This is a genomic window from Vagococcus vulneris, assembly GCF_003950515.1.
Taxonomy (GTDB): domain Bacteria; phylum Bacillota; class Bacilli; order Lactobacillales; family Vagococcaceae; genus Vagococcus; species Vagococcus vulneris.
Genome location: NZ_NGJS01000031.1, coordinates 1 through 9,083 on the forward strand (window position 1 = coordinate 1; position 9,083 = coordinate 9,083).

General features: G+C 32.8%; 7 protein-coding genes and 1 tRNA gene. 7 read left to right on the top strand and 1 reads right to left on the bottom strand.

Annotation, left to right across the window (positions count from 1 at the left end; all coding sequences use genetic code 11):
- Positions 1 to 52 precede the first annotated feature (52 nt).
- From CBF37_RS11260 to CBF37_RS12005, 5 genes are all read left to right on the top strand, one after another.
- Positions 53 to 126: transfer RNA gene (locus CBF37_RS11260), tRNA-Asn, on the top strand.
- Positions 127 to 213: 87 nt separating this feature from the next.
- On the top strand, positions 214 to 672 hold the full coding sequence (locus CBF37_RS11265) for a MarR family winged helix-turn-helix transcriptional regulator (protein WP_125984852.1): 459 nt from the start codon (positions 214 to 216) through the stop codon (positions 670 to 672).
- The gene (locus CBF37_RS11270) at positions 650 to 2,383 is read left to right on the top strand and encodes an ABC transporter ATP-binding protein (protein ID WP_125984853.1); all 1,734 of its coding nucleotides are present in this window, start codon (positions 650 to 652) and stop codon (positions 2,381 to 2,383) included. Before CBF37_RS11265 ends, CBF37_RS11270 begins: the two co-directional genes overlap by 23 nt.
- Positions 2,376 to 4,250: an ABC transporter ATP-binding protein gene (locus tag CBF37_RS11275; protein ID WP_125984854.1), complete on the top strand. Its 1,875-nt coding sequence runs from the start codon at positions 2,376 to 2,378 to the stop codon at positions 4,248 to 4,250. The genes CBF37_RS11270 and CBF37_RS11275 overlap by 8 nt, the downstream gene beginning before the upstream one ends.
- 125 nt (positions 4,251 to 4,375) lie before the next feature.
- Positions 4,376 to 5,796, top strand: a protein-coding gene (locus CBF37_RS12005; protein WP_420824177.1) for an IS3 family transposase whose coding sequence is annotated in 2 segments (ribosomal slippage) — positions 4,376 to 4,853 and positions 4,853 to 5,796 — 1,422 coding nt in all. Because the reading frame shifts where the segments join, the coding sequence is not laid out codon by codon here.
- An 89-nt stretch (positions 5,797 to 5,885) separates the two neighbouring features.
- Here CBF37_RS12005 and CBF37_RS11285 read toward each other — a convergent pair.
- On the bottom strand, positions 5,886 to 6,512 hold the full coding sequence (locus CBF37_RS11285) for a FusB/FusC family EF-G-binding protein (protein ID WP_125984856.1): 627 nt from the start codon (positions 6,510 to 6,512) through the stop codon (positions 5,886 to 5,888).
- A gap of 449 nt (positions 6,513 to 6,961) precedes the next feature.
- Between CBF37_RS11285 and CBF37_RS11290 the strand changes: the two genes are divergently transcribed.
- Together CBF37_RS11290 and CBF37_RS11295 are read left to right on the top strand one after the other, a co-directional pair.
- Complete coding sequence (locus CBF37_RS11290) at positions 6,962 to 8,299, top strand: polysaccharide deacetylase family protein (RefSeq protein ID WP_125984857.1); 1,338 nt, start codon at positions 6,962 to 6,964, stop codon at positions 8,297 to 8,299.
- Between the two features lie 247 nt (positions 8,300 to 8,546).
- On the top strand, positions 8,547 to 8,816 hold the full coding sequence (locus CBF37_RS11295) for a nitroreductase family protein (RefSeq protein ID WP_240626717.1): 270 nt from the start codon (positions 8,547 to 8,549) through the stop codon (positions 8,814 to 8,816).
- The last annotated feature ends 267 nt before the right edge of the window (positions 8,817 to 9,083 follow it).

The following is a 9,083-nucleotide window of genomic DNA, read 5'->3' on the forward strand; positions in this document are numbered from 1 at the left end:
GTGAAGGGTTTCCCTTTGTGAGAGTAGGACGGTGCCGTGCTTTTATTAGTTATCCGGCATAGCTCAGTTGGTAGTAGCGCATGACTGTTAATCATGATGTCGTAGGTTCGAGTCCTACTGCCGGAGTAATGCAGTGAACGAAGGAATGTTCCTTCGTTTTTTTTTATTTAAAATATGTTAGTTACCTAACGAAAATCAAGGGGGGAAGCAGAGTTGCGTCAAAAGGGAATCGGTATTCAAATAAAAAATTTATCAAACGATATTTTTAGGTATATTAATAAATACTTATCGTATACAAATGATTCAGAATTGTCACCGATGCAGACTTTCTTCATAAATTATATTGGAAAAAATGGTGTTGTATTTCAAGGTGAACTCGAACAAGAATTTAATATTCGCCGTTCAACAGCAACCGGTATTTTGCAGCATATGGAGAAAGCTGATATGATTGAAAGAAGTACTTCTAAGGATGATGGACGTTTGAAAGAAATTATCTTAACAAATAAAGGTACGAAGTATGCTTCTCAAACAGATCTGATATTTTCTGAAATAAATCAATTATTAAGTGTGGATATTTCAGAAGAAGAATTAAAAGTCTTTTTTAATGTCATTGAAAAAATTCACAAAAATATTGATCGAGGAGGTTGTTATGTTAAAAACGTTGTTAAGTAATATAAAGGAATACAAAAAAACATCCTTGATTGTTCCAGTATTTGTAACTTTTGAGGTTATTCTAGATATAATTATTCCTTTGGTGATGGCTATGCTAATTGATAAGGGAATTGAACAAGGAAGTATCAAGCATATCTTAGAGATTGGTGGACTTTTAGTAGTGCTCGCTGTGATGGCTTTATTTCTTGGGGCACTTTCTGGAAAATATGCCGCAATTGCATCTGCCGGTTTTGCTAAAAATTTACGTAATAAATTGTTTAGTAAAGTTCAAGATTTCTCTTTTGCTAATGTTGATAAATTTTCTACTTCTGGATTAGTGACGAGATTAACAACAGATGTAACTAATGTTCAAAATGCGTATCAGATGGTACTACGTATTTTAATTAGAAGTCCATTAATGTTTATTTTTTCTTTGATTATGTCTTTTGTTATAAATACGCGATTAGCTTGGACATTTTTAATTATTATTCCGATTTTAGCTATTGGTTTATTTTTAATTATTCGTTTCGCATTTCCTGTTTTTGAGAAAGTTTTTAAGGTTTATGATCATCTTAATCGAATTGTTCAAGAAAACTTACAAGGTATACGTGTTGTAAAGTCCTATGTACGTGAAGATTTTGAAAATAAAAAATTTGAAAATGTCTCAAAAGATATGTATAAAAAGTATGCTTTAGCTCAACGAATAGTTGCATTTAATACACCACTGATGCAATTTAGTATGTACTCAGCGATGCTCTTAATTTCATGGGTTGGTGCTAAATTAATTGTCGTTGGTGATATGACAACTGGTGAATTAGTAAGTATGTTTACATATGCCGGACAGATATTAATGAGTCTGAACATGTTGTCAATGGTTTTTGTGATGATTATTATTGCAAAAGCTTCGGCTGAGCGTATTGTAAACGTCATTAATGAAGAGAGTACTTTACATAATCCTGAAAATCCAATTTATGAAGTGCAGAATGGTTCTGTAGAATTCAGCAATGTTGGTTTCAGCTATCTTGATGATGACAGTAAACAGATTTTAAAAGATATTAATTTTTCAGCAAAATCTGGTGAAGTGATCGGTATTATCGGTGGGACTGGAAGCTCAAAATCATCTTTAGTCCAATTGATTCCTAGATTGTATGATGTCCAAGAAGGCAGTGTTTCTATTGGTGGTGTTGATGTTAGAGAATATGACTTGAAAACTTTGCGAGACAATGTCGCAATGGTATTGCAAAAGAACGTCTTATTTTCTGGCCCCATTAAAGACAATCTTCGTTGGGGGGATGAAAAGGCGACTGATGAAGATTTAAAGCGTGTTTGTCAAATCGCACAGGCAGATCAGTTTATTGAAGATCTCCCTGACAAATATGAAACGATTTTAACACAGGGTGGCACAAATGTTTCTGGTGGTCAGAAACAACGTTTAACAATTGCTAGAGCTCTATTAAAGAAACCAAAAATATTAATTATGGACGATTCAACTAGTGCTGTAGACACTAAAACTGACCGTTTTATTAGAGACGGTTTAAAAAAAGAGATCCCTGGAACGACTACTTTTATCATTGCTCAAAGAATTACATCTATTCAAGACGCAGATAAAATCATTGTTATGGATCAAGGGAGAATTAATGGGATTGGCAACCATACTGAATTATTGGAAAAAAATATGATTTATCAAGAAGTGTTTGAATCTCAGCAGAAAGGGTTTGGTGAACATGAATAAAGGCCATAAGGGTAATCCATTAAGTACTTTGAAGCGTATTTTTGAATTCATGTTTACTACCTATCGTTGGCGATTAGTTTTTGTCATGTTCCTCATTTTGTTAAGTACTTTTGCTAATGTTCGTGGTTCTCTCTTTTTGCAGGTGGTTATCGATGATTACGTGACTCCTCTAATCGGGAGTGCTAACCCGAATTTTACTGGGCTATTGAAAGCTGTTGCAACAATGGGCTTGATTTATGCAGTAGGTGTCATTTCAAATTTAATTTATAATATGATGATGGTAACAATTAGCGAAGGTACACAAAAACAGATTCGAGATCAGTTATTTAATCATATGGAAACATTACCTATTCGCTATTTTGATCAACATAGTTTTGGTAGTGTTATGAGTCACTATACAAATGATATTGATACGTTAAGACAGATGATGTCGCAAAGTCTGCCTAATTTAATTGCAGCACTTGTGAGTTTTGTCAGTACTTTTATCGCAATGTTTACAATTAGTGTTCCTCTTACCTTGTTTGTGGCATTATCCGTCACATTAATGATGATGACTATTAGGTTTATTGCAGGCCGCAGCGGCAGGTATTTTGGTCAACAGCAAAAGGATTTAGCTAGTGTAAATGGTTATATAGAAGAAATGATTAATGGGCAGAAAGTAGTAAAAGTATTTAATCATGAGAGAAAAGTGGTCAGTGAATTTGAAACTATTACTGAGAATTTAAGAAACAGCACGACAAAAGCGAATGTTTATGCAAATACTCTAATGCCGATTATGATGAATTTGCTTAATATTCAATATGTCTTAGTAGCAGTAGTTGGCGGTTTATTTTCGATTTATGGAGTCAGTGGATTAACAATCGGTATGATTGCTTCATTTTTACAATTAAGTCGTTCTTTAAATATGCCAATTAGTCAAATTTCTCAACAGATTAATTTTGTGATTATAGCATTAGCTGGTGCTAAGCGAATTTTCACATTGATGGATGAACCATCAGAACTAGACACTGGTCAAGTGACATTAGTCAATGTTACTGAGAATCATCAAGAAGGTTTAGTTGAAACTAGTGAACGCACCGGCATTTGGGCGTGGAAAGAACCTTTAACGGAAGGAAGTTATCGGTACACGAAATTAACGGGAGATGTTGTATTTGAGCACGTTGACTTTTCGTATGATGAAAATAAACAAATTTTGTTTGATATTAATTTATATGCAAAACCAGGTCAAAAAGTTGCATTTGTCGGTGCTACGGGTGCAGGAAAAACGACAATCACTAATTTAATTAATCGCTTTTATGATATTCAAAATGGGAAAATAATCTATGATGGTATTGACGTAAATACGATTAATAAACAATCTTTGCGTAAATCATTAGGTGTCGTTCTTCAAGAAACAAATCTATTTACCGGAACTATTAAAGACAATATTCGATATGGAAAATTAGATGCAACAGATGAAGAAGTTTATGCGGCTGCTAATTTAGCAAATGCTGATTATTTTATCAGTAAACTTCCGGACGGGTATGAAACAGTTATAGGAGGAAGCGGAGACAGCTTATCGCAGGGCCAAAGGCAATTGTTAGCTATTGCACGTGCAGCAATAGCTAATCCGCCTGTAATGATTTTAGATGAAGCCACTTCTAGTATTGATACACGAACGGAAATGATTGTCCAACGCGGTATGGATCAGTTAATGGAAGGACGTACAGTATTTGTTATTGCACATAGATTGTCAACAATTCAAAATGCAGATGTTATTATGGTAATGGATCATGGGCATATTATCGAACGTGGTAATCATGAGAGTCTTCTAGCGGAGAAGGGTTTATATTACCAATTGGCTACTGGTGCTGTTGAGATGGATTAAATCAGTATTTCTGTTCATCTGACAACTCAATAACGATTTTACGACGGTTATAAAAAAAGAGCAGATAAGTGAAGCGACCCCCAAAAGTTAGACCAAAAATCTAACTTTTGGAGGTCGCTATTTTTATGGCAAAATATAATTTAGAATTTAAAATAAAAATTGTTCAAAAATACCTTGATGGAGAAGGAGGATACGCATATCTAACCAAAAAGTATGGAGTCGGTAGTAAATCACAGCTAATAAATTGGGTTAACGTTTATAAAGAATTTGATGACGAAGGACTCTTTCGAAAGAGGCAAAATCAAAAATACTCTGTTCAATTCAAGTTAGATGCAATAGAGTTATATCAAACGAGTGAAATGTCCTATCGCGAGGTGGCTAATGCCTTAGGCATCAATAATTCTCCGATGATTGCTACTTGGGTGCGCAAGTTTCGTGATGATGGTATTGAGGGACTTTCAAACCCGAAAGGACGTCCGTCTAATATGGCTAAGAAAAATAAAGTGGTAAAGAAAAAAATCTCGAAAGTAACACCTGAAGAATTTGAACGTATCAAAGCATTAGAGAAGCAAGTCCGTTCTCTTCAAATTGAGAATGTCTTTTTAAAAGAGTTGAGGAAGCTGCGAAAACAGGAAGCCCAACAAAGACGCAAGAATCAATCGCAAGAATCATCGACAGCCTCCGAAGATCATTCAAATTAGTTGAGCTTCTTGAAACATTGAAATTCCCTAAATCAACCTACATGTACTGGCAGAAACGCTTTAATCGTTCAAATCCAGATCAAGAAATAGAAGACAAAATATTAGAGATTCGAAAAGAACATAAGGATTATGGTTGTCTTCGAATGACAAGAGAACTGAAGGATAGAGGTTTTCACGTTAACAAAAAGAAGGTTCAACGTTTGATCAAAAAACTAGGAATCGAAGTGAAATCATACACTAGAAAATCACGACGCTATTGTTTTTATCGTGGTAAGATTGGTACAGTTGCCAAAAATCGTATTCATCAACGATTTTACACAAGTGTCTGCCATCAAAAAATTACTACTGATACAACAGAATTTAAGTATTTCGAAGCAGACACCAATGGTGTAATCCGTCAGAAAATGCTTTATTTAGATCCGTTCATGGATTTATATAACAGTGAGATTTTATCTTATAAAGTTTCTGAAAAACCTAACGCTCTTGCGATTATGGAAGGATTGGAAGAAGCCATTCAAACAACTAATGATTGTCCTTTTCGTAGAACATTTCATTCAGATCAAGGTTGGGCATATCAAATGAAAGCATATAGTTGTAAATTAAAGGAATACAAAATCTTTCAAAGTATGTCCCGTAAGGGGAATTGTTTAGATAATTCTCCTATGGAAAATTTCTTTAGTCTTTTAAAACAAGAGACTTTTCACGGTGAAGTTTATCGTAGCTTTGATGAGCTTAAAATAGCTATTGATGATTATATCTACTACTACAACAATAAACGAATGAAAAAGAAATTAAACTGGCAAAGCCCTGTTCAATTTCGAAAAGCAACACAATTTGTAGCTTAGATATTAATTTTGAAACATCAAAAAAGGAGTGGATTTCTCCACTCCTTAAAAGTCTAACTTTTAGGGTTCACTACAAAGTCTGCTCTTTTTTATTTTGAGATAGTATCATAAAAAAATTGAAGATGTTCAGGAGATTGAATTTGTAAATTGCACAGGTGGCTATCTTTACAAATATAATTACCTTTTTTTGTATAAGTTCCATCACCTGCTGAATTTACAGTCGATAGAAATAAAGAAACATTTCCTATCTGGTGACAAATTGAGCAGGCCCCTTTGATGACTTGTGAATCCATAACACCATATATACCCTGAAGTCGTTGTTCGACATCCTGTAAAATGATATATTTACGTTGTGTACCTGGATCATCCCATCCCAAATAAGTGTAATCTCTTAAATCCAATTTTTCCCAATCTGGAACAGGCATTTTTTTAACTTTACGGAAAAGTTTTTGAATTTGCTTATTACTAGGTTGATTAAAGGGTATAACATTTGATTTTATAAAAGCATAAATTTTTTCTGCTCGCGCATTTGTCAGCGACTTATCCATTAATTCTGATTTTATGGTTTCAACCTTATAGCCTAAAAGAGGTTCTATTTTAACAAGTGTTGTTTGCTGAATGGTGGTGACCGTCTTTATATCCTGAACGGATTTATAAGTATTAATTAAATAGCTTATTTGTTCTTTAATATAATTATAATTATATGGTGTTAACATGATTATTTTCCTTCTTTCAAAATAAGAATGACTTTGAGGAAAATAAAATATTTTCAACAAAGTTTTAATAGATATATATATAAACTTTGTTACTTAATAAAGATGTTTTTTGCATCTTAATCGCCTCCTTAGGCACTGCTAAAATATTTTAAAGAACAATTTTTGTTTTGTCAATAAAATTAGTTTAATTTAATTTAGTTTTTTGCTTGAGAAAATATTAAATATTACCTTTTTTATAAGAATAAGGTGGTATATATTTGAAAATAAATATTTTTTATAAAATGTATTTAACGTGATTCTATTAATTAGAATTATATAATTTTGTAAACTATATACTTGAAAAAGATAATCTATAACGTTAGAATCAGAAATAGGTATAAATGAAACTATGTCGATTGAGAGGTAGTTTTATTTTTTTATAGAAAAAGTGTAAAGGTTGGCGTATTAATTTGGGGATAATTAGAAAATGGCAAAAATGGTTAGCAATTGTATTAGGTATTGTTTTGTTAGCAGAGGCCAGTTATATCGGATTTGTTATTAAAAGGAGTCATGATACCGAAACAGCATTGACAGAAGTCACTCGGAATAATGAGCAACTTCAAAAATTGATTAACGAGTCATATGATTCAATGGATAGTGATTTTTTAAATGTAGCAGCAGCGAAAAAGAATATTAAACAAGCAAAAGAATTATCTAGACAGTCTTCAGAACAGTTGGAAAATATTCCGAATGTATCTAATGAGGAAACTAGAGATCAAGTTGAATTGGCTGAAAAAAATACTAAACAAAATCAAAAACTTCTTAAAATATTGGATTTGAAAATTACCAGTTTAGAAGAAACAAGCAATTTATATGAAAATATGGCATTTAAAGATAATAAATTTCAAGATGATGCGGTGTTAAAAGTAGCTGATGAACAAAAACAGATAACTTCTGCGAAACAAACTGTAGATAAATTACCGGATGATCACTTTAAAGAGATGGTCGCTGCGGGAGTTGCGAACGCACAAAAGCAAAATAAAGTAATTACTTCACTGGAATCATCTGTTTCAAAATACGTGAAAGCAAAGAAAATTGTAAAGAAACCGACAAGTATGGAGTATCATGAATTGAACCGACAATTCCACCAATTGAAAAGTCAAATGATTCGAGATAAATTTTCTCCTGATATGGCGTTACTGGCTGCTAATGTAGATAAGAACCAGGGGATACCTACAGATATCAAAAATAAAAAAATGGTGTCGTTGACTTTTGATGATGGACCTAATGCAACAAGTACGGCCAAAGTTTTAGATATTTTAAAGAAAAACCAAGTAAAAGCGACTTTCTTTGTTTTAGGGTCTATGGTCGATGCGCATCCTGATATGATAAAGAGAATACATGATGAAGGTCATGTGATAGGAAATCATAGTTACAGTCATCCAAATTTAATCAAATTGGATGATGCAGGTATCAAAAAAGAAGTTTTAGAGACAAATAAAAAAATTGAAAAAATTACTGGTGAAGAACCCTATCTTTTAAGACCACCTTATGGTTCACTCAATGATAAAGTAAAAACGGTAACCGGTATGGAAATTGTCTTGTGGAATGTTGACTCAATGGATTGGAAAACACGAAACAGCAATGCGATTATAAAAAAAGTTGAAGGAACGTCTTTACCGCATAGTATAGTTCTAATGCATGATATTTATGGCTCCTCAGCAGATAGTCTGCAGCAGATTATCAACTATTATCGAAGTAATGGATATCAATTTAGTCCTGTTGATGACTTAATTGATTTTATTTAATAGAAAAAGTCGTAAAGGTCAAAAGACATTTTTGGCTTTTACGACTTTTCTTAAATGGAAAATAAATGTCACATGGTCATGGATATTTACTTTTTACCTGGAAATAAAAAAGAGAAGTATATTCGTTGAACAGAACAAGATAAAAATTATATTTGGAAAACTCTGAAGTAGTTGATGATGTTTTAAAGTCGATTTTTATTGGTGATATTTTAAGCTGTTTAGCCATCAGATTAAACTATTTAGAAATTTGAAGCAAGTTGCCTTTTGTTTTTTTAACTTATCTACTGAACAAGATGTATTTAATTGGGCATCTAAACAAACATACATAGCTCTCGGCAATATGATGAGTGCTGCAGCTGAGATAGGTATTGACAGCTGCCTAATTGAAGGGTTTAATATTAATGAAGCTGAAAAATATTTATCTGAAAAAGGATTTATCGATTTAAACGAATTTGGTAGTTCTTATATGGTCGGTTTTGATTATAGAAATGAAGAAAGATCGTTAAAGAAACGATAATCTCTTGATTGAAGTATTTGAAGTAATTGAATAGGTAAAATAAAGTACCGTACAACATGAGACATTTTCATGTTAAGCGGTACTTTTTTATTATATGTTTTGAAAACCACCTGCTATGCGGGTGGTTCAGAAGAGCTTTCAGCGTGGTATAAAAAAAGTCTCCTAAAATGATAAGATATATTTGGTTTCCCGACCACGAAATATCAATCATTTAGGAGGTCCCTTATGAAAAAGGACAATCAAAGTTTATCACACACAACATGGAAA

Excerpts from the sequence above, each read along its gene's own strand:
- CBF37_RS11270 (WP_125984853.1), top strand. The coding sequence starts at position 650 with ATGTTAAAAACGTTGTTAAGTAATATAAAGGAATACAAAAAAACATCC.
- CBF37_RS11275 (WP_125984854.1), top strand. The coding sequence starts at position 2,376 with ATGAATAAAGGCCATAAGGGTAATCCATTAAGTACTTTGAAGCGTATT.
- CBF37_RS11285 (WP_125984856.1), bottom strand. The coding sequence starts at position 6,512 with ATGTTAACACCATATAATTATAATTATATTAAAGAACAAATAAGCTAT.